We start from the raw sequence: 17,872 nt of genomic DNA on the forward strand, positions 1-17,872 counted from the left end.
GCGTGTAGGGGCTTGACCTACAGCGCGGCCGCGGGCGCGGCACCCGACATCGGCAGGGGCCGCGCGCGTGACAGGCTGCACGGTCCGGCGCCCCGCGCGTCCGGGGAGGCGCCCCGCGCCAGGCTGGCCAGCGTGCGGATCAGCACCAGCGTCCACAGCCCGATCAGCGCGGTCCCCAGGACCTGGCCGATCACGGCGAACGCCGCGAAGCCGGTGACCTTGGCGAGTTGCAGCGTCGCCAGCGTGTAGACGCCCAGCGGGAAGGTGAAGCCCCACCAGCCCAGGTTGAACGGCAGGCCCCCGCGCCAGCCGGCGGACAGGTAATGGCGCGTGAACAGCAGCGCGCTGGCGAGCCACCACAGTCCGGCGCCCCAGAGCAGCAGCGCGCCGATCAGGCCGAGGTCGCGCGCGGCGGCCATCGTGGCGGCCAGGCCGGTGCCGGCGAAGGCGTGCGCGGCGGCTTCGCCCAGGGTCAGCAGGCCCAGCGCGCCGGTGCCGATCGGCCCGAGCGTCAGCCAGCTGGTGACGCCGAGCTCGCGCGCCGGCAGCTTGTGCAGGATCAGGCGGATCAGCACCAGCGTCAGGATGGAGAAGGCCAGCGGCACCGAGATCCCCCACAGCACATAGCCGGCGCCGGCGACCCATTGCGCGGTCGCGGCGGGCAGGTGCGGCGCCAGCACGGCGGCGCTGGCGGCGGCCACCTCGGGCGCGACGACCGGCAGCAGCAGCGCGGCGGTCACGCGCTCCAGGCGATGGTCGTGACGCGTGATCATCCAGTACGGCACCGCCACGGCGACGAGCACCGACAGCGCGGCGTCGGCGACCCACAGGCCCAATGTCCAGGACATCACGCCGGGCGAGCGGGCGCCTTCGAAGAGCACGAGCCCGTTGATCACCGGCGCCAGGCCCATCGCCAGCGCGCCGAAGAACAGCGACTGCTGAGGATGCGCGAGCAGCGCGGCGAGCGCGCCGCGTTCCAGCGCCAGGCGTGCCAGCAGCAGGGCCAGGAAGAGCGCATAGACGAGCGCGTCCAGCAGCCAGATCGCGTGCGCGGCGGCATGGGCCGGTTCGCCGGCGGCGCCCAGCGGCAACGCGGCCAGCACCAGCGCGGTGGCGCCGGTGCCCATGGTCAACGCGAACCAGTTGGGCGTGAAACCGCGGATCGCGCGGTGAATGAGGGAGGACGAGGTATCCATGCCCTGAACTCTAGAAACCGCCCATGGATATGAAAAATACATCTTTCTGATCAAATCCATGCCTTTCAGGCATCCCATGACGAGGGTCGCCCTTTCCCGATGAATTTCACCCACCTTGCCGCCTTCCAGGCCGTTGTCGAGACCGGCAGCGTCACCGCCGCCGCCGAGCATCTGCATGTCAGCCAGCCCGCGCTGACGCGCGAGATCCGCGCGCTGGAGGAGCGCCTGGGGGTGCCGCTGTTCGACCGCCTGCCGCGCGGCATGCAGCCGACCGAGGCGGGACGCCTGCTGGCCGGCTTCGGCGCGCAGATCTTCAAGCTGGCCGACGCGGCCGAGGCCGCGGTCGAGGAACTCGCCGGCCTGCGCCGCGGCCATCTCGCGATCGCGGCCAGCCGCACGACCGGCGCCTATGTGCTGCCGGCGATCCTGGACGAATTCCGGCGCCGCCATCCGGCGGTGTCGCTGGCGCTGTCGGTCTCCAACACCGGGCAGGTGCAGGACGAGGTGCGCGCGCTCGAGGCGCAGCTCGGCCTGATCGAGGGCCCGCATGACACCGCCGCCTTCGACGCGCTGCCGCTGGGCGAGGACGTGATCGTGGCCGTCGCCGGCGCGAAGCATCCGCTGGCGGAGCGGCGCGCGCTCACCGCCGCCGAGGTCGGCGAGGCCGAGCTCGTGATGCGCGAGCCAGGATCGGGCACCCGCGAGGTCGTCGCGCGCGCTTATGCGGCGCTCGGGCTGACGCTGGCGCCCAAGCTCTCGATCGGCAGCCCGGACGCGATCAAGCGGCTGCTGCGGCTGGGCCACGCGGTGTCGTGGGTGTCACGGCGCTCGGTGACCGAGGAACTGGCGGCGGGCGTGCTCGTCGAGCTGCCGGTGCGCGACGTCCGGATCGTGCGCGAGCTCGCGATGATCTGGCATCGCGGCCACGCGCCGAGTCCCAGCGCGCAGGCCTTCCGCGCGCTGGCGGCGGAGCTGGCTCGGCAAGCCGCATACCCATCGGACTCCTGATTTCCCTCATGCCCACGGGCGCGCCGGCCCGGTATGGTCGGCCGGCCCATCCCACAGAGCCGCCCGAGCGGCCATCCCATCCTTCGGGCCACGGAGACAAGACATGACCCTGGCCTCTTCCGACGCCCGGCGCCTCGCGCCGCGATCCATCGCCCGAGCGGCCGCGGCCGCACTGCTGGCGGGCGCGATGTCGGCGCCGATGCCCGGCGCCTTCGCCCAGACCACCACGCTGGGCACGCGCGCCGCCCTGAGCGCGCCGAATCCCGCGATCACCGCCAATGCCTCCGCGGCCTGGCCCGCCACCGCCTACACCCGCGCGCCGGACTACCCACGCGCGGTCACGCTGCCGCTGCAGTTCATCCGGCTGTCGTCGGGCCGGCAACTGGCGGTGCTGGTGTCGATGCCGGCGGACTTCCTCGGCTTTCCGAAGCCGGGGCGCTTCCCCGTCGTGCTGACGCAGACCGCCTACCGCATCGATGTCGGCCAGTTCCTCGGCGTGTTCACGCCCGCGGGCGGCAACACGCTGCTGATCGGCGGCCTGGACCAGTTCATGGTGCGACGCGGCTATGTCACCGTCGCCATCGACGCGCATGGCACCGGCATGAGCGGCGGCGTCACGCAGCTGATCGGCGCAGAGGAGCAACAGGCCTATCGCGAGGCTGTCGACTGGGTCACGCGGCAGTCCTTCTTCAACGGCCGCATCGGCGTGGCGGGCACCTCCTACCTGGGCATCAGCTCGCTGTTGACCGCGGGGCAGCAGCATCCGGCGGTGAAGGCCGCCTTCGCGCAGGTGCCGATGGGCGACGCATTCCGCGGCGTCGCGGCCACCGGCGGGATGTTCAACGCGCAGTTCCTCAGCACCTGGCTGCCGCTGACGCAGTCGCTCAGCGTCGCGAACGCGCCGGAGCTGCTGCTCAATCCCTGGTTCGCGAGCCAGATCAACGCGGCCACGGACGACCATGTCGCGGCGATCGGCGCCTGGTACGCGCCGACCTTCGACGGCTTCGTCGGCGGCGCCAGCGGCATCGCCACCGACGACGGCAGCTTCTGGGCCTCGCGCTCGCCGATCGAGAGCGCCGGGAAGATCCGCGTGCCGACCTTCGTCGTCGGCGCGTCGCTGGACATCTTCCAGCGCGACCAGCCGCTGCTGTACGAGCAGCTCAAGCGCAACGTGCCGGCCAAGCTCGCGATCCTGCCGGGCGCGCATCTGCAATCGGTGCAGGCGGGCATTGGCGGCTATGGCGGCGCGCCGTCGTTCGGGCCGCCGAGCACCACCTCGCTGCTGCTGCAGTGGTTCGACCAGTACCTGCAGGGGCGCGAGACCGGCGCGCAAGCGCTGCCGACGGTGACGCAGTTCGTCGACGGCTATGGCAGCGGCGGCGCGCCGCGCTTCGCGACGGCCAGCGATTGGCCGCACCCGCGCATGGCGCCGCAGCGCTGGTACCTGCAGCCCGATGGCAGCCTCGCGGCGCGCATGCCGGCGGCGGCGGCGGGCTGGACCGTGACCGAGCCGCCCGCGCCGACGGCCACGCGCGGCACGGCGCTGGGCACGCTGTTCACCGCGAGCGTGCAGGTGCGCGATCACAGCGACTGCTCGGCGAGCCAGGTGCAATGGACGCTGGGCCTGGCGGGGCTGCTGCCGCGGCCCTGCTACACGGACAGCGCGCGCGTCGAGTCGCTGCAGGGCGCGGCGATCTACGAGACCGCGCCGATGGCGCAGGACCTCTACCTGAACGGCCCGATCCAGGCGGACCTGTGGATCTCGTCGACGCGGACGCAGGCGGCGCTGTCGGTGCGCATCGACGACGTCGATCCGGCGACCGGCGCGGTCAAGCCGCTGACGCATGGGCTGATGTCGGCGGCGCACCGCGCGGTGGATCCGAGCCGCTCGCGCTTCGTCAACGGGACGATGATCCAGCCGTGGCATCCGTTCACCACGGCGGCCGTGCAGCCGGTGGTGGCGAACGAGCCGATGCTGGTGCCGGTGGAGGTCTTCCCGGTGGCGGCGCTGGTGCGCGCGGGGCACCGGCTGCGGATCGCGGTCAGCGCGAGCAACCAGGCGCAGGGCATCTGGCCGGGGCCGCAGCAGGCGCAGGCGGATGGCAACGTGACGACGATCCTGGCGGGACCGCAGCGGCCGTCGAGCATCGTGCTGCCGGTGGTGCCGACGGGCGAGCTGAACTGATCGTGCGGGTCAGGCAAGTCCTGACCCCGCGAACATCCATCCCCACTATCGATATGCGTTGGGGGACCGGCCTACTCGAACCGGTATCCCCCGGCGAAGCGCTCTTCGGAGGGAGTGAATCGAGACGCGCTCATCGTCAGACTGCAGGGCATTCGGGATGAATGTGCAGTCGAGAAAGGATGAGCGCGATGAGTGCAGTGTTGAAGGAAGTGGCGATGGCCGAGACGCACGAGGCGGCCGTGACTGGCGCGCCGGAGGGCAGCGGCTTGCCCATCGTCCCGCCCGGCGCGTGGGCGGATGGTGTGGATGCCCTGGTCCATCTGTTGAGGTATCCGGAAAAGGTGCATCGGTGGCCGCTATGCGACTTGCCGGTCAACAACAAGGAGGTGGTTGACTGGGGCGCCCTCGCGCAGCAGCTGACCGCGGTGTTTGAGGAGAAGGAGATGCGATGCATCGATGCCTACCTCATCTTGCGGTTGGCTCTGGCGGTGCTGAAGATGAAGGAGGTTCCGCTGTGCGCAGGGCCGGTGGGCGTCTGCTTCTGGCTGGACGAATGCGGCTTCCAGAATGTGCACCTTGAACTGTCCGTGGACACGGACAGCTATCGCGCCCTGAAGCTGAGCGAGGACTTGTGGCGGCTCAAGAGCGCCTGCCATGCCGGGCGCGCCGGATTCAGTGTGAGCTATGAGTCTGTCCATCCCTACGACCCCGCGCATTGGCCGCCAAGGCCAGCCTGGGAGGAGGGGGACGATGAAGATGGCGATGACGAGGAGTGAAAGGCCATGCAGATCACCGCCAAGCTGCTCCGGCGCGATGCCGAGGATCAAGCCCGGAATGCAAAGACGGAAGCCCGGCGCCGCTCAGCCGTCTCCCGGGCCTATTACGCGTCGTATCACCGCTGTCAGCGATGGGAGAGGCTCCTTCCCTACAAAAGCACCTGCCGGTCACGGGGCGGCACCCACGCGCAGTTGATCGATCGGTTGAGCGAGCCCAATCCGTTCTGCGGCAAGGCGCTCATGGATCGATCGGAGGCACTGGGTGAACTGCTCGCCAAATTGCGCCATCTCCGGGTGATCGCGGACTACCGGTTGGAGCACGAGATTGACCGTCAGGCGATGGAAAGCCAGATCGATCGCGTGAAGCAGGTGTTCGAGCAGTGCGCCGACCCGGACGCGTGAATTGCCGCCTTCGCCTATGCTTGCCCGGGCCGGCCGCCGCTTCGCGGCCGGATCGACTTGCACATGGACGGTCTTATGCGCCACAGCTTCTCCCGCTCTTCCCCCTTCCCTTCCCCCTTCCCTTCCCTCTTCTCCGTGATGGCCGCCGCGGCGGCGCTGGCGGGTTTCGCCGCCGCGCCGGCGCACGCCGACAGCATCGCCACCTCCGCCTCGAGCGCCGGCTCGGTCTCCTCGCGCCAGCTGTCCGACTCCATCGGCCAGTCCAGCGACAGCTCCAGCCGTGACCGCAAGGTCGCCGAGGGCGAGTACAAGGTCCTCGCCGTCGAGGACGCCGCCGGCCGCCCCGACACTACCCGCCTGCGCCTGGAACCGGTGCGCGCCGAAGGCGGCACCGAGTTCTTCCTCTACGTTCCCAAGCAGGCCGTCGCCGGCCAGCCGCTGCGCGTCGGCGACCGCGTGCTGGCGCGCCAGCGCGATTACGGCTACGAGTTCGCGCGCGCCGAGAACCAGCAGGCCTTCCTGCTGGCGCTGCGCGACGACTGGCATCGCGAACTCGAATCCCATCCGGTGACCCTGTGATCCGCTGGAAGGCGGCGGCGCTGATCGCGGCGCTCGCCGCCGCGCCGGCCGTCCACGCCGGACAGTTCTGCGACCGCCCCGTCGATCTCAGCGCCACCGACCAGGACCGGCAGCTGCAGGTCGTCGCGATGGCGCGCCGCGCGCTCGAGGCGAGCGGCGCCTCGGCGGCGCTGGTCTCGCGCTCGGGCACGGACCTGAGCCGCTTCCAGCTGCTGTACTCGCATGCCGGCCTCGCGCTGAAGGACAGCCGCAACGGTCCCTGGTCAGTGAGGCAGCTCTATTACGCCTGCAACGAGTCTCGCGCCAGGCTCTACGACCAAGGCCTCGCCGGCTTCCTGCTGAGCGCCGGCAACACCGCGCCGATCCGGCTTTCGATCGTCACGCTGCCGGATGAGGACGGCGCCCGGCTCGCGGATCGCGCGCTGGACAACCGGCTCGCGCTCGCGCTGCTGTCGCCGCGCTACAGCGCGAGCGCCTTCGCCTTCAGCACGCGCTATCAGAATTGCAACCAATGGGTCGCGGAGTTGATGGGCTTCGCCTGGGCGCCGCCCCCCGAGGACCGCGGCCTCGAGGCTCCCTCGCGCGCGCGGGCCCAGCACTCGCTGAGCGAGCTCGGCTACGACCCGGCGCCCGTGGTCGTGCGCTCCCACGCGGTCATGTTCGCGGCCCAGTTCGTGCCGCTGATCCATACCGACGACCACCCGCTCGACGACCTGTATGCGATGCGGCTGCGTGTCTCCACACCGCCAGCGCTCGAGGCCTTCGCCCACCGGCTCGCGCCGCGCGCGCAGCGCATCGAGTTCTGCGCGTCCGGCCGCGAGGTCGTCGTGCGCCGCGGCTGGACGCCGCTGGGCGCCGACTGCCGGCCCGCCGATGGCGACGAGGTGCTCCCGCTGGCTTCTTGATCGCGGGATGTAAGACCTGTTTCAGGGGACGTCTCCGCCGGCGCCCATCATCAAAGCTTCATCCCTGGCCCCCTACCCTTCGGACGCCTCACGGCCTCACGTTTTTACGACGCGATCGTCACGCCGCTCCCACGCGCTGGCGATCGCCCTGAACGTTTTCACTCGTCCGATGGAGAGTCCCGCATGAAGCTGCTTCGCACCGCCGTCCTCGCCACCGTCGCCGCCTGCGCCCTGGCGGCGGGCGCCTCCGCCCACGACGGGCAACACCCGCCGCGCGCCAAGGAGCCGCTGCTGATCGCGCACCGCGGCGCCAGCGGCTACGTGCCGGAGCACACGCTGGCCGCGTACTGGCTGGCGATCGAACAGGGCGCCGACTACGTCGAGCCCGACCTGGTGCTGACGAAGGATGGCGTGCTGGTCGCGCGCCACGAGAACGCGATCGCGATCCTGAATCCCGACGGCTCGGTCCGCGAGGCGACGACCGACGTGGCGGACCGCCCCGAGTTCGCGTCCCGCAAGGCGACGAAGACGATCGATGGCGTCGCGATCACCGGCTGGTTCACCGAGGACTTCACGCTCGCCGAGCTGAAGACGCTGCGCGCCCGCGAGCGCATCCCGCAGATCCGTCCGGCCAACGCGCGCTTCAACGACATGTTCGAGATCCCGACTTTCGAGGAAGTGCTGCAGCTGGTCCAACAGGCCAACGCGCGCCGGGAGCGGGAGGCGCTGGAGACCAGGGAGGGCAACGAGCGCCGCTGGGGCCACGGCCATGGCCGCAAGGTCAAGCGCATCGGCGTGTATCCGGAGACCAAGCACCCGAGCTACTTCGCCGGCATCGGCAAGCCGCTGGAGGAGCCGCTGGTGCGGCTGCTCAACAAGTACGAGTACCGCGGCGCGGACGCGCCGGTGTTCATCCAGTCCTTCGAGGTGGGCAACCTGCGCAAGCTCAACCGCATGACGCGCGTGCCGCTGGTGCAGCTGCTCAATGGCTCGGGCCAGCCCTACGACTTCACGCTGAGCGGCGACCGGCGCACCTATGCCGACCTGGCCAAGCCGGCGGGGCTGGCCGAGATCGCCAGCTACGCGCAAGGCATCGGCGCCAACACGAGCCTGATGATCCCGCTGGTGGCGGGCCGCCTGGGCACGCCGACGACGCTGGTGAAGGACGCGCACGCGGCGGGCCTGGTCGTGCATGGCTGGACCTTCCGCGCGGAGAACAACTTCCTGCCCGACGAGTTCGACAGCAGCGCCGACCCGGCCGCGATCGGCAATCTGGCGGGCCAGATCGACGCGTTCCTGAAGATCGGCATGGACGGCCTGTTCAGCGACCAGTCCTTCCTGGCGCGCAAGGCCATCGATGCGTATGTGAAACGCTGATCCGGCGCGCCGGATTCCGGCGATGGGGACGGCTGGCCGCTTCGCTAGACTCCTCCCCATTCGTCTGGAGCCTTCCGCATGACCGCTTCCGCGCCGCTGCTGCTGCCCCCGCCCGAACTCAAGGGCGTCGACCGCGTGGTCGCCGACCCGCTGCGCTTCAAGGCCAAGCTCGCCATCGGCGAGGCCGCCTACGCCTCGCTGCGCATGATCAACCGAGGCCGCGAGGTCTGGGACGTCCTTGGCGCCGCGGGCGCCGGCGCGGCCGTCGCCAAGACCGGCATGGTCGCGTCGCTGCTCGGCGCGTCCGCCACGCCGATCGGCTGGGTCGCGCTCGCCGCCCTCGCCTCGGGCGGCGCCTGCTACGGCATGTACCGGCTGCTCAGCGCCACCAAGGGCGATCGCGTCATCGAGATCCCCAAGTACCTCAACACCCCGCTGGACACCCTGGGCCTGGCGCTGTTCGACCTGATCGCGCCGCTGTCGCTGCGCCTGGCGGCCGTCGACGGCGCCGTCGAGCCCGCCGAGCGCCAATACCTGATCGACCACCTGATCGCCGACTGGGGCCTGGACCGCGGCTTCGTCGAGCAGTCGGTCGCCGCCGTCGAGGCGCGGCTCGGCGGCAGCGAACTCGAGGCGATGGCCGCCGAGGGCGCCGGGTTCCTGCACCTGAATCCCGATTGCAACCACGCCACCATCGCCAAGGAGCTGGGCGTCTTCATGCGCGGCATGCTCGAGGCCGGCGGCCCGCTGACCCCCGCCGAGACCGAGGCGCTCGACACCGTCGTGCGCCTGCTCGCGACGGCGCCGGCGGGCGAGCTGTCCAAGCGCTGGAACCAGACCGTCACGATGGCGGGCGGCGCGGCCGGGCAGGTGAAGACGGCGCTGGCCGACGCGGCGGACTGGACGCAGCAGCGGCTGCCATCGATCGACCAGGTGCGCGCGCAGGCCGGCGAGGCCGCCGTCCAGGCCGCCGACGCCGCGAAGAAGGCCGCCACCTGGACGCAGGAGCGCCTGCCCAGCGCGGACCAGGTCCGCAGCACCACCGCCGACGCGGCCACGCAGGCGATGGGCGCGGCGAAGAAGGGCTTCGCCTGGGCCAAGGACCTCACCACCCGCGCCACCGATGCCACCGGCGTCGACCGGCTGCTGCGCCGCGACGATCCTCCGTCGAAGCCCTGATCAGGCCCTGATCACGGCATCGCGTAATCGCGCTGCGTGACCAGGTCGATGCCGCAGCTCAGCGTGCCGACCCAGTCGATGAACTGCCCCACCGCGCCGCCCACCAGCGGCGCGCCGTGCTGCGGCACGATCATCCGGATGGGCAGCGGGCGGACCATCTCGGCCCACAGCTTCAGCACCCGGCCGCTGACCATGTAGCGCCGGTGGAAGGCCGCCATCGACGCGATGTGCGGGCCCAGCTCCGCGATCGGCTGGCCCGGGTCGACGCCGATCGACACCCCCAGGTCGCCCGAGAACAGGATCCCGCTCGTCGCATCCCAGAACTGGAAGTTGCCCTCCGAGTGCATGAAGTGCGCCGGCAGCGCCACCAGCTCGCTGGCGCCGACGGCGATGCGCATGCCCCGGTCCGGGATGCCGATGACCCGGCCCGCGGTCTTGCCCGGCTTGCAGAAGTGCGGGACGAAGCGCTCCCAGATCGTCGAGATGTAGACCGGCGCCGCCGTCGCGGTCATCCACCGGTCCAGCGACGCGATGATGTCCGGATCCGCATGCGAGGCCAGGATCGCCGACAGCCGGTGCGGCGGGAAGCAGCCCGTCATGCCGATGTAGAGGTCGTTGTAGGCCAGGTTGCCGCCCGGGTCGATGACGGCGCCGGTGTTGCCGTCCACGATCAGGAACTGGTTGGCCTGCACGCCGTCGTCATGGCCGAAGTCGCTGAACATCAGGCAGCGATGCCCGCCCGCGTTGAAGAGTTCCATCGGCATCGCCGCTCCCTTGATCACGCTGGATCCTTGTGAAAAGCGGGCGACGATAGGCCGCGGCCAGGCCGCTTCGCGCGCGGGCTGCACCGGCGCGGGCCCGGCCTTGACGAATCGCAAGGCGAGGTGCGAGGTGCGAGGCGCGCGGTCGCGCCTCGCGCGCGTCAATCGATGTCGGACAGCTGGCGCTTGCGGATCAGCGTCAGCCCGATCAGCCGCGACACGACGGCGGCCAGGTACATGACGCCGACGAACATCTCGATCGTGGTCATCGCCCGCGCGAGCGGCCGCACCGGGATCACGTCGCCGATGCCGGTGCTCGACAGCAGCGCGAAGCTCAGGAACATCAGCTCGGTCCAGGTGCGCGGCGACTGCGGATCGACCGCCGCGGCGAAGCTGCCGGGCTGGACCGTCTGCACGACGACGAACGCGTGCGCGAAACCCCAGGCCAGCAGCGTGAAGGTCGCGCCGGCGGCGAAGAGCTCGTCGGTGGTGGCGTGCCAGTCGCTCATCATGTAGGCGATCAGGCTGGCGGCGGCGTAGAAGTAGAACAGCGCCTCCAGCGCCGAGGACCAGGGCAGCAGCTCGTGCATGCCCAGGAAGGCCTGCAGCAGGAGCAGCAGGACCGCCGGCAGCGCGATGGTGACGCTGATCCAGGTCAGGCCCGGCGTGCTGCGCACCATGCGCGTGGTGAAGACCAGCACGGCGATGCCGAAGGCCCCCAGCGCCAGCGGCGCCCAGCGGCTGGTCTCCAGCAGCGGGTAGAGCACCAGCCCCAGCAGCTGCACCACCAGCAGGATCGCGGAAGGATGACGGCGCGTCAGCGCGAGGACTCGGAGCGGATGCATCGGCGCATTCTCTCCGCGCGGCGGCGCCCGACGCGCGCATGCGGCGCCGTCCTACGTGCGCCAGCCCACACAGGCGCTCCAATGGGCGACCACAACAGTTGACTCCGGAGGGCGCCATGGGTGGCATTCGACTCTTCGCCGTGATCCTGATCGTCGCCGGCGTGCTGGGCCTGATCTATGGCGGCTTCTCGTACACGAAGGAGAACACGGCCGCCAAGATCGGTCCGATCGAACTCAAGGTCGAGGAGACCAAGCGCGTCAACGTCCCGCTCTGGGCGGGCGTGGCGGCGATCGCGGTGGGCGGCGTGGTGCTGCTGGGCTCGGCCCGCAAGTGAACGCCGGAGCTTGAACGCCGGCCGCTGGACGCGGCGCCGGGCGGCGAAGCGCTCAGCGCCGGCCGAGGTTCATCAGCGCCGTGCCCGCGATGGCCATGGTGCCGCCCACCAGCAGCGAGGCGTCGACGACCTCGCCCAGCCACATCGCCGAGAACACGACGCCGAACACCGGCACCAGCGTGATGTAGCCGGCGGCGGCGCCGGCGCCCAGCGCCTTCACGCCGTCGAAGTACCAGGCATAGGCCAGCGCCGTCGAGCCCACGGTGATGCCGGCCATGCACAGCCAGGCATTGCGCGGTGCGGCCAGCACGCCGGCGACGCCGGCCGGACCCTCGACCGCCAGCGTCAGCGCCAGCAGCATCAACGCGCCGATCACGGCGGTGACGGCGGTCGTGGCCAAGGCGTCGACGCCGGCCATCACCTTGCGGCCGATCAGCGTGTAGGCGGCCCAGCATCCGACGCCGCCCAGCAGCAGCAGCTCGCCGATGCCGACGCGGCCGTCGAGCACATGCCAGGGCTCGCCCTTGGTGATCACGACCACGGCGCCGACGGCCGCCAGCGCCATGCCCAGGCCGATGCGCTTGTTCAGGCGCTCATGGAAGATCCACGCCGCGAGCAGCAGCGTGATGACCGGATTCAGCGTGATCACCAGCGCGCCCTTGCCGGCGGGCACATGCTTGAGCCCGCTCATGAAGAAGGTCGCGTAGCCGAAGACGCCGAAGCTGGCCGCCAGCGCCATGCCGGCCCAGCGGCGGGCGGTCCAGTGGCGCAGCGCCGCCAGGCGGCCGGTGCTGGCCAGCCAGAGCATCAGGATCGCGCCGGCGATCAGGAAGCGGCAAGCCGCGGCCGCCAGCGGCGGCATGGATTGCGCCAGCACCCGTCCCCAGGGCCAGGACGCGCCCCACAGCACCGCCATGCCGACCAGGCGCAGATGCATGGAGAGATGCGAGGGGGTGTGGGTCATCGGGGCGGCGCTCATGGGCAGGGACTATCGCGGCTCCAGGCGGACCGGCGGGCGATGCCCGCCCGCGCCTGACGGGGCCCGCCGCTCAATGCGGGTAGGCCAGCCGCTTCTCCATCCACTTCTGCACCTGCTCGAAGGCGAAGCTCAGCACCCAGTAGATCGCCGCGGCGGCCATGTAGAGCGGAAAGGGCTGGAAGGTGGTGGAAATCACCTCCTTGGTGGCGAGCATCAGCTCGGTCACCGCGATCACCGACACCAGCGAGGTGTCCTTGATCAGCGAGATCAGGCTGTTGGAGAGGCTGGGCACGGCGGCCCGCAGCGCCTGCGGGCCGATCACGTAGCGCAGCGTCTGATGCCGGTTCAGGCCCAGCGAGGTGCCCGCCAGCCACTGGCCCTGCTCGATCGCGCCGATCGCGCCGCGCAGGGTCTCGCTCATGTAGGCGGCGACGTTCAGCGTCAGGGTCAGCACGCCGGCGGCCAGCGGGGAGAACTCGATGCCGATGCTCGGCAGGCCGTAGTAGACGATGAAGACCTGCACCAGCAGCGGCGTGCCGCGCATCGCGCTCACGTAGACCGCCGTCAGCTTGTCCAGCACCGGCAGGCGAAGGACGCGCACCAGCGTGATCAGCCCGGCCAGCGGCAGCCCGAAGATCATCGCCATCACCGCGAAGAGCAGGGTGTAGCCGGTGCCCTTGAGCAGCACCGGCCAGGCCAACTCGGCCAGGGAAAGCAACGACGGGATGTCCATGGAATTCTTTGGGAGAGACGCGCCTCGCGGCGGAAGTGGCGATGTTGCCATCTTCTCCTCTCGCGGTCGCTGACCCGAGGAGCGCCGTCAGTAGGCCAATGCCGTCGCCTTTCCCTTGAAGACCCGGTATGAGAACAGGCTGTACGCCAGGATCACCGGCATCGTCAGCACCGCGCCGACCAGCATGAAGCGCAGCGACTCGTCCGCCGCGGCCGCCTGCCACAGCGTGATGCGGTCGATGACGACGAACGGATAGAGGCTGTACGAGAGCCCGAAGAAGCTCAGCGCGAGCACGACCACCGTCAGCGCGAACGGCGCCCAGCACAGCTTGCCCAGCACGCGATGCGAGCTCAGCAGCCCGCGCAGCGCCGCCAGCGACAGCACCGCCATCAGCGGCAGCGGCGCCAGCGCGATGATCCCTGGCATGTCGAACCAGCGCGCCCTCACCGTGCCGCTCAGCCACGGCGACGCGATCGACACCACCACCAGCCCGGCGATGACCGCCGGCCACGCGCGCTTGGCCCATGCGACGGCGCGCCGCTGCAGCCCGCCCTCGGTCTTGATCAGCAGCCAGCCCGCGCCCAGCAGTGCATAGCAGGCCGTCAGCGCCAGCGCGATGCCGGCCGCGAAGACCAGCGGCCCCGCGCCGTCATCGAAACCGGTGACGTACCGGCCCAGCATCCAGCCCTGCGTGAGCGAGGCCAGCGCCGATCCGGCCGCGAAGGCGCGATCCCATCCGCGCTTGTGCGCGGGATTGCCCTTGGCGCGGAAGTCGAAGGCCGCGCCGCGCAGGATCAGTCCCAGCAGCATCAGCGCCACCGGCGCGTAGAGCGCCGTCAGCACCACGCCCTGCGCCTTCGGGAAGGCGATCAGCAGCAGGCCCACGGCCAGCACCAGCCAGGTCTCGTTGGCGTCCCAGAACGGACCCATCGACGCGATCATGCGATCGCGCTCGTCCTCGCGCGCCGCCGCGGACAGCATCCCGACGCCGAGGTCGTAGCCATCCAGCACGACGTAGATCAGCAAGGCGAGCCCCATCAGGGCCATGAAGATCACGGGCAGCACGCCGCCCTCCGCGGCATTCAGGGTGGGGAGCGCGTTCATGCGAAGGTCCTCGAGATCACGGGCGCCAGGTCCGGCGTGGGCGCGGCCGCAGATGCGGGCGCGGCGCCCTTCTCCGCCATCCGCTTGATGGCGGCGATGTAGGCGATGAGCAGCGCGAGGTAGACGGTGGCATAGCCCGCCAGCGAGGCGGCGACCATCGAGCCCGGGTTGCGCGCCGCGACCTCGCTGGTGCGCAGCAGCCCGTAGACGATGAAGGGCTGCCGGCCGATCTCGGTGACATACCAGCCGGCGACGGTCGCGATCCAGCCGGAGAAGTTCATCAGCGCCAGGCCCCACAACCAGCCGCGCGGCAGGCGCTGCCAGCCGGAGCGGCGATACAGCCACCAGCCGCCCCAGGCGAAGACCAGCATCAGCACGCCGGTGCCCACCATCACGCGGAAGCCGAAGAACAGCGGCCTGACCGGCGGATGCGCGCCTTCGAACTCATTCAGGCCGCGGATCCCGCCGTCGGCATCGTGCGTGAGGATGAGGCTGGCCAGGCGCGGAATGCCGATGGCCAGGCGGTTCTCCCGCGCCTGCTCGTCCGGCAGCGCGAACAGCAGCAGCGGCGCGCCGCGCTCGGTGGTCCAGACGCCTTCCATCGCGGCGATCTTGGCCGGCTGGTGCTTGAGCGTGTTCAGGCCATGCAGGTCGCCGGCGACGATCTGCATCGGGATCAGCACCGCGCCGATCGTGAGCCCCAGCCGCATGACGCGGCGGGTCTCCGGCCGCGCGACGCCCTTGAGCATCTGCCAGGCGCTGACGCCGCTGAGCAGGAAGGCCACCGTCAGCCCCGAGGCGAGCAGCTTGTGGGCCAGGCGGTAGGGGAACGAGGGGTTGAAGATCACCGCCCACCAGTCGGCGGCATGCATGACGCCGTCGCGGATCTCGTGGCCGGCCGGCGTCTGCATCCAGGAGTTGAGGCTGAGGATCCAGAACGCGCTCAGCGTCGTGCCGAAGGCGACCGTGGCCGTGGCGATGAAGTGCACGCGCGGGCTGACCCGCTCGCGGCCGAACAGCATGATCCCGAGGAAGCCCGCTTCGAGGAAGAAGGCGGTGAGGACCTCGTAGCCGAGCAGCGGTCCGGCGATGTTGCCGGCGCGCTCCATGAAGCCGGGCCAGTTCGTGCCGAACTGGAAGCTCATCGTCACGCCGCTCACGACGCCGAGCGCGAAGCTCAGCGCGAAGACTTTGGTCCAGAACTGGTAGGCCGCGAGCCAGGGGGACTCGCCGGTGCGCCGCCAGCGCCAGAGCATGAAGAGCACCACCCAGCCCAATGCGATCGTGATCGTCGGGAACAGGATGTGGAAGGTGATGTTGAGCGCGAACTGCATGCGCGCGAGGATCAGGGCGTCCATGGGGTCGAAGTGTTCTCAACTTCGAACGCGCGCGGAAGGGACAGATCGTCCTAGGACAGAACGCCCTAGGACAAATTGCCCTCCTGCGAAGGCCGCTGGCCCTCACCCCTGCCCTCTCCCGCAAGCGGGCGAGGGTGCAAGAAGGAGCGCTGCCCGCACTTGCCTTGCGCAAGAACTCCCTCGCCCCGTTGGGGCGAGGGAGTAGGAACGAGCGAGCGCTGCCGGCAAGAACTCCCTCGCCCCCCGCGAGGGGGGAGAGGGCAGGGGAGAGGGGGTGCTTCGAAGGGCAGCAGCGCTGTGGCAAGAGCCCCCTCTCCCCTCCCTCTCCCCATTGGGGCGAGGGGGTAATACCGGCCGGCGCGCTTCTTACACCCTCTCCCGCTTGCGGGAGAGCTCGAATCTCAGTCGCTCGCCAGCGCGCGGTACGCCGCGCCGCCGATGAGCCCGCCGACGATCGGCGCGACCCAGAACGCCCAGAGCTGCTGCAGCGCCCACGGTTCGGCGAACAGCGCCACGCCGGTGCTGCGCGCCGGATTCACCGAGGTATTGGTGACCGGGATGCTGATCAGATGGATCAACGTCAGCGCCAGCCCGATGGCGATCGGCGCGAAGCCCTGCGGCGCGCGCTTGTCCGTGGCGCCCATGATGATGAACAGGAACATCGCCGTCATGACCACCTCGCACAGCAGCGCCGCGCCCATCGCGTAGCCCCCCGGCGAATGCTCTCCAAAGCCGTTCGACGCGAACCCGCCCACCGTGAACCCCGGCTTGCCGCTCGCGATCAGATAGAGCACGCCGCCCGCCAGCGCCCCGCCGATGACCTGCGCCACGATGTAGGGCAGCAGCCGCTTCCCGTCGAATCGCCCGCCGGCCCACAGGCCGACGGACACCGCCGGGTTCAGGTGGCAGCCGCTGAGGTGCCCGATGGCGAAGGCCATCGTCAGCACCGTCAGGCCGAAGGCGAGCGACACCCCCAGCAGCCCGATGCCCAGTTGCGGAAAGGCCGCCGCGAGCACCGCGCTGCCGCAGCCGCCCAGCACGAGCCAGAACGTGCCGATGAGTTCGGCCAGATATGCCTTCATGGTGATCCTCCCTGCGTGGGCCGATGGCCCGTGTCCCTGTGGTGCCGCCGATTCTGCGCAGTTCGTCAAGCAGAGGCGAGTCCCCTGACGCTGGGGCGTGCCGTCACCATCCGCCGTCGCCGCCCTCCTCGCGATGCGGCTCGAAGCGCTCCAGCAGGAAGTCCACCAGCGCGCGCGTCTTCGCGGCGAGCTGCGCGCGAGGCGGATACACGAGGTGGATGTCCGCCGGCGGCAGCGCCCACTCCGCCAGCACCGGCCGCAGCCTCCCCGAGCGCAGCATCGGCGCCGCCTCCCACAGCGAGCGCATCAGCACGCCGTGTCCATCCAGGCCCCATGCGAGCACGCTCTCGCCGTCATTCGCCGCCAGCGGCCCCCGCACCTTGACCGTCTCCTTGCGCGCCCCTTGCCGCAAGTGCCAGGTGCCGAAGGTCTCGTCGCTCTCGCGGATGAACAGGCAGGCATGGCGCGCCAGCTCGCGCGGCGACGCCGGCTCGCCCGCGCGCTTGAGATAGGCGGGCGAGGCGCACAGCACCCGCCGGTTGCGCGCGAGCAGCCGCGCGGTCAAGCGCGCGTCGGGCGGCTCGCCCACATGCACCTCCAGGTCTATCCCCTGCTCGATCAGGTTGACCGGCCGGTCGGTGAGCTCCAGCTGCACCTCCACGTCGGGAAAGCGGCGCGCGAACTTCGACAGCGCCGGCGCGACGTGCTTGCGCCCGAAGCCGAAGCTGGCCGCGATCCGCAGCAGGCCCTTGGGCGCCGCGCGGCTGCCCGCCACGGTGCGCTCGAGCGCCTCCAGCTCCTCCAGCACGCGCGCGCCGTCGACGAGGTAGGTCTCGCCCTCCGGCGTGAGCCCGATGCGCCGGGTCGTGCGCTGCAGCAGCCGCACGCCGAGCCGGCGCTCGATCGCCGCCAGCCGCTTGCTGACCGCCGGCGGCGTGACACCCAGCTGCTGCGCCGCCGCCGCCAGGCTGCCCTGCTTCACCAGCAACGCGAAGAAGGCCAGATCCGAGAAGCCGTCCATTGATGAACTCCAGGAACGAAAGAACTGCCGAGACGGAAATTATGTGC

18 protein-coding genes are annotated in these 17,872 nt (G+C 70.7%); 9 read left to right on the forward strand and 9 right to left on the reverse strand.

Features of this window, described 5'->3' with window-relative positions:
- Positions 1–17 precede the first annotated feature (17 nt).
- The gene (locus ACEN96_RS23325; protein ID WP_495585413.1) at positions 18–1,196 is read right to left on the reverse strand and encodes an SLAC1 family transporter; all 1,179 of its coding nucleotides are present in this window, start codon (positions 1,194–1,196) and stop codon (positions 18–20) included.
- Between the two features lie 99 nt (positions 1,197–1,295).
- Between ACEN96_RS23325 and ACEN96_RS23330 the strand changes: the two genes are divergently transcribed.
- The 8 genes from ACEN96_RS23330 (at position 1,296) to ACEN96_RS23365 (ending at position 9,607) form a co-directional block, all read left to right on the forward strand.
- Positions 1,296–2,204, forward strand: a complete 909-nt coding sequence (locus ACEN96_RS23330) for a LysR family transcriptional regulator (protein ID WP_495585414.1) — start codon at positions 1,296–1,298, stop codon at positions 2,202–2,204.
- A gap of 103 nt (positions 2,205–2,307) precedes the next feature.
- Positions 2,308–4,389, forward strand: coding sequence for a CocE/NonD family hydrolase (locus ACEN96_RS23335; RefSeq protein WP_495585415.1), 2,082 nt, complete (start codon positions 2,308–2,310; stop codon positions 4,387–4,389).
- A gap of 188 nt (positions 4,390–4,577) precedes the next feature.
- Positions 4,578–5,165 carry a hypothetical protein gene (locus tag ACEN96_RS23340; RefSeq protein WP_495585416.1) on the forward strand — a complete coding sequence of 196 codons (588 nt, stop codon included), beginning with the start codon at positions 4,578–4,580 and terminating at the stop codon, positions 5,163–5,165.
- A gap of 6 nt (positions 5,166–5,171) precedes the next feature.
- Positions 5,172–5,567 (forward strand): hypothetical protein, encoded by a 396-nt coding sequence (locus ACEN96_RS23345; protein WP_495585417.1) that lies wholly within the window; start codon positions 5,172–5,174, stop codon positions 5,565–5,567.
- 63 nt (positions 5,568–5,630) lie between these two features.
- The gene (locus ACEN96_RS23350; protein ID WP_495585418.1) at positions 5,631–6,146 is read left to right on the forward strand and encodes a hypothetical protein; all 516 of its coding nucleotides are present in this window, start codon (positions 5,631–5,633) and stop codon (positions 6,144–6,146) included.
- On the forward strand, positions 6,143–7,051 hold the full coding sequence (locus tag ACEN96_RS23355; protein WP_495585419.1) for a DUF2145 domain-containing protein: 909 nt from the start codon (positions 6,143–6,145) through the stop codon (positions 7,049–7,051). Before ACEN96_RS23350 ends, ACEN96_RS23355 begins: the two co-directional genes overlap by 4 nt.
- Positions 7,052–7,234: 183 nt before the next feature.
- On the forward strand, positions 7,235–8,428 hold the full coding sequence (locus ACEN96_RS23360) for a glycerophosphodiester phosphodiesterase (RefSeq protein WP_495585420.1): 1,194 nt from the start codon (positions 7,235–7,237) through the stop codon (positions 8,426–8,428).
- A 78-nt stretch (positions 8,429–8,506) separates the two neighbouring features.
- Positions 8,507–9,607 (forward strand): hypothetical protein, encoded by a 1,101-nt coding sequence (locus tag ACEN96_RS23365; RefSeq protein WP_495585421.1) that lies wholly within the window; start codon positions 8,507–8,509, stop codon positions 9,605–9,607.
- A gap of 11 nt (positions 9,608–9,618) precedes the next feature.
- On the opposite strand, the gene ACEN96_RS23370 is transcribed toward ACEN96_RS23365, so the two are convergent.
- Both ACEN96_RS23370 and ACEN96_RS23375 read right to left on the reverse strand, forming a co-directional pair.
- Positions 9,619–10,371 (reverse strand): oxygen-binding di-iron domain-containing protein, encoded by a 753-nt coding sequence (locus ACEN96_RS23370; protein ID WP_495588668.1) that lies wholly within the window; start codon positions 10,369–10,371, stop codon positions 9,619–9,621.
- 158 nt (positions 10,372–10,529) lie between these two features.
- A complete protein-coding gene (locus tag ACEN96_RS23375) occupies positions 10,530–11,213 on the reverse strand; it encodes an ion channel (RefSeq protein WP_495585422.1) in 684 nt (227 codons plus the stop codon).
- A 116-nt stretch (positions 11,214–11,329) separates the two neighbouring features.
- Here ACEN96_RS23375 and ACEN96_RS23380 point away from each other — a divergent pair, with 116 nt between their 5' ends.
- The gene (locus tag ACEN96_RS23380; RefSeq protein ID WP_495585423.1) at positions 11,330–11,548 is read left to right on the forward strand and encodes a hypothetical protein; all 219 of its coding nucleotides are present in this window, start codon (positions 11,330–11,332) and stop codon (positions 11,546–11,548) included.
- 52 nt (positions 11,549–11,600) lie between these two features.
- Here ACEN96_RS23380 and ACEN96_RS23385 read toward each other — a convergent pair whose 3' ends face one another.
- The 6 genes from ACEN96_RS23385 to ACEN96_RS23410 all read right to left on the reverse strand — a co-directional run bounded on the left by ACEN96_RS23385 (position 11,601) and on the right by ACEN96_RS23410 (position 17,825).
- Positions 11,601–12,512, reverse strand: coding sequence for a DMT family transporter (locus ACEN96_RS23385; protein ID WP_495585424.1), 912 nt, complete (start codon positions 12,510–12,512; stop codon positions 11,601–11,603).
- Between the two features lie 85 nt (positions 12,513–12,597).
- Positions 12,598–13,260, reverse strand: a complete 663-nt coding sequence (locus ACEN96_RS23390; protein WP_495585425.1) for an amino acid ABC transporter permease — start codon at positions 13,258–13,260, stop codon at positions 12,598–12,600.
- Between the two features lie 87 nt (positions 13,261–13,347).
- Positions 13,348–14,364, reverse strand: coding sequence for a cytochrome d ubiquinol oxidase subunit II (locus tag ACEN96_RS23395; protein ID WP_495585426.1), 1,017 nt, complete (start codon positions 14,362–14,364; stop codon positions 13,348–13,350).
- Entirely contained in the window at positions 14,361–15,722 is a 1,362-nt protein-coding gene (locus tag ACEN96_RS23400) for a cytochrome ubiquinol oxidase subunit I (protein WP_495585427.1), read from the reverse strand. The genes ACEN96_RS23395 and ACEN96_RS23400 overlap by 4 nt, the downstream gene beginning before the upstream one ends.
- Before the next feature lie 401 nt (positions 15,723–16,123).
- Positions 16,124–16,804, reverse strand: coding sequence for an aquaporin Z (gene aqpZ, locus ACEN96_RS23405; RefSeq protein ID WP_495585428.1), 681 nt, complete (start codon positions 16,802–16,804; stop codon positions 16,124–16,126).
- A 103-nt stretch (positions 16,805–16,907) separates the two neighbouring features.
- Positions 16,908–17,825 (reverse strand): LysR family transcriptional regulator, encoded by a 918-nt coding sequence (locus ACEN96_RS23410; RefSeq protein WP_495585429.1) that lies wholly within the window; start codon positions 17,823–17,825, stop codon positions 16,908–16,910.
- Between the last annotated feature and the right edge of the window lie 47 nt (positions 17,826–17,872).

It is taken from the genome of Roseateles sp. Mitsp63 (assembly GCF_059491535.1).

Bases quoted from the DNA above. Each gene is read 5' to 3' on its own strand.
- ACEN96_RS23325 (WP_495585413.1), bottom strand. From the start codon at position 1,196: ATGGATACCTCGTCCTCCCTCATTCACCGCGCGATCCGCGGTTTCACG.
- ACEN96_RS23330 (WP_495585414.1), top strand. From the start codon at position 1,296: ATGAATTTCACCCACCTTGCCGCCTTCCAGGCCGTTGTCGAGACCGGC.
- ACEN96_RS23335 (WP_495585415.1), top strand. From the start codon at position 2,308: ATGACCCTGGCCTCTTCCGACGCCCGGCGCCTCGCGCCGCGATCCATC.
- ACEN96_RS23340 (WP_495585416.1), top strand. From the start codon at position 4,578: ATGAGTGCAGTGTTGAAGGAAGTGGCGATGGCCGAGACGCACGAGGCG.
- ACEN96_RS23345 (WP_495585417.1), top strand. From the start codon at position 5,172: ATGCAGATCACCGCCAAGCTGCTCCGGCGCGATGCCGAGGATCAAGCC.
- ACEN96_RS23350 (WP_495585418.1), top strand. From the start codon at position 5,631: ATGGACGGTCTTATGCGCCACAGCTTCTCCCGCTCTTCCCCCTTCCCT.
- ACEN96_RS23360 (WP_495585420.1), top strand. From the start codon at position 7,235: ATGAAGCTGCTTCGCACCGCCGTCCTCGCCACCGTCGCCGCCTGCGCC.
- ACEN96_RS23365 (WP_495585421.1), top strand. From the start codon at position 8,507: ATGACCGCTTCCGCGCCGCTGCTGCTGCCCCCGCCCGAACTCAAGGGC.
- ACEN96_RS23370 (WP_495588668.1), bottom strand. From the start codon at position 10,371: ATGCCGATGGAACTCTTCAACGCGGGCGGGCATCGCTGCCTGATGTTC.
- ACEN96_RS23375 (WP_495585422.1), bottom strand. From the start codon at position 11,213: ATGCATCCGCTCCGAGTCCTCGCGCTGACGCGCCGTCATCCTTCCGCG.
- ACEN96_RS23380 (WP_495585423.1), top strand. From the start codon at position 11,330: ATGGGTGGCATTCGACTCTTCGCCGTGATCCTGATCGTCGCCGGCGTG.
- ACEN96_RS23385 (WP_495585424.1), bottom strand. From the start codon at position 12,512: ATGACCCACACCCCCTCGCATCTCTCCATGCATCTGCGCCTGGTCGGC.
- ACEN96_RS23390 (WP_495585425.1), bottom strand. From the start codon at position 13,260: ATGGACATCCCGTCGTTGCTTTCCCTGGCCGAGTTGGCCTGGCCGGTG.
- ACEN96_RS23395 (WP_495585426.1), bottom strand. From the start codon at position 14,364: ATGAACGCGCTCCCCACCCTGAATGCCGCGGAGGGCGGCGTGCTGCCC.
- ACEN96_RS23400 (WP_495585427.1), bottom strand. From the start codon at position 15,722: ATGGACGCCCTGATCCTCGCGCGCATGCAGTTCGCGCTCAACATCACC.
- aqpZ (WP_495585428.1), bottom strand. From the start codon at position 16,804: ATGAAGGCATATCTGGCCGAACTCATCGGCACGTTCTGGCTCGTGCTG.
- ACEN96_RS23410 (WP_495585429.1), bottom strand. From the start codon at position 17,825: ATGGACGGCTTCTCGGATCTGGCCTTCTTCGCGTTGCTGGTGAAGCAG.